Genomic DNA, 1,490 nt, shown 5'->3' on the forward strand with positions numbered 1-1,490 from the left:
CAGGGCCGCGGCTTTGCCGTAGTGGCTGGCGAGGTGCGCAGCCTGGCGCAGCGCAGTGCCGAGGCCGCCCGGGAAATCAAGGGCCTGATCGGCGCCAGCGTCGAGAAGGTCGAGGCCGGTACGCGCCAGGTGACCGAGGCCGGCGCCACCATCGGCGAGATCGTGGCGAACGCACAGAAGATTTCCGATCTGATCGGCCACATCACCACGGCGGCCAACGAGCAGAGCCAGGGCATCGGCCAGGTCAACGGCGCGGTGGGGCAGCTCGACCAGATGACGCAGCAGAACGCAGCGCTGGTGGAAGAGAGCGCCGCCGCGGCCCAGAGCCTGCAGGACCAGGCGCAGAAGCTGGCCGGCGTGGTGGCGACGTTCCGGCTGAGTGCGGTTTGAACCAAGAATTCAAGGGAGTGTGAAATGTTGAACCAGATGAGTCTTCGCAGCCGCATCGTGCTGCTGGTGGTGGTGGCGGTGCTGGGCATCGCGGTCATGGGGGCGCTGTCGGTGGCGCAGGCCAAGCGGCAGCTGACCGATGCCCGGCACGGGCAGCTCGTGACGGCGGTCGAATCGGCCCACTCCATCGTCGAGGGTTTCCGCGCCATGGAGGCGTCCGGCAAGCTCGACACCGCGGCCGCGCAGGCGGCGGCCAAGGCCGCGGTCGCGCATGCGCGCTACGGCAAGGACGGCAAGGAGTACCTCTACATCTGGTCGCTCGACGGCGTCGGCGTGATGCACCCGATCAAGCCGGAGTGGCAAGGCCAGAACATGATCGGCAAGGTCAAGGACGGGGGGGGCACCGACGTGATCGCATCCCTGGTCGATGGCATGCGCCAGAGCACCGACGGCCGGGCCTTCGTGCCCACCAACTTCCCGCGCCCGGGCGACACGAAGCCGGTGCCCAAGCTGCAGTACGTCATGAAGGTCGACGGCTGGAACTGGATGGTGGGTTCGGGCCTGTACACCGACGATCTGGACGCCATGGTTTGGAGCATCCTGGCGGCGGATGGCGTGCTGGTGGCGGCGGGGCTGCTGCTGATTGGCGGCATCGGCTGGCTGACGCTGCGCAGCGTGATGCGCCAGATCGGTGGCGAGCCGGCACAGGCGGTGTCGGCAATGCGCTCGGTGGCCGGCGGCGACCTGACCGTCACCCTGCCCGGTGTGCCCGCGGGCAGCCTGCTCGCGGCACTGGCCGACATGATCGCCTCGCTGCGGGGCACCGTGGGTCAGGTGCGCACGGCGACCGACAGCATCAGCACCGCCAGCACCGAGATCGCCTCGGGCAACCAGGATCTGTCCAGCCGCACCGAACACACGGCCAGCAACCTGCAGGAAACCGCGGCCAGCATGGAAGAGCTGACAGGCACCGTGCGGCAGAGCGCCGAATCGGCGCGCGCGGCGACCCAGCTGGCCGAGGCCGCGGCGGGCACCGCGCGCCGCGGCGGCACCGTGGTCGGCGAGGTGGTGCACACCATGCGCGAGATCAACGAGAGCAG

2 protein-coding genes are annotated in these 1,490 nt (G+C 69.5%); both read left to right on the forward strand.

What is annotated here, in order from left to right; genetic code table 11:
* Positions 1–390, forward strand: a 390-nt coding sequence (locus tag HFL01S_RS24375) for a methyl-accepting chemotaxis protein (protein WP_245644965.1), incomplete at its 5' end; no start/stop codon positions are given.
* Between the two features lie 24 nt (positions 391–414).
* On the forward strand, positions 415–1,490 hold a 1,076-nt coding region (locus HFL01S_RS25955), incomplete at its 3' end, for a cache domain-containing protein (protein WP_174525266.1).

The organism is Hydrogenophaga flava NBRC 102514 (genome assembly GCF_001571145.1).
In the GTDB taxonomy this organism is placed as follows: domain Bacteria; phylum Pseudomonadota; class Gammaproteobacteria; order Burkholderiales; family Burkholderiaceae_C; genus Hydrogenophaga; species Hydrogenophaga flava.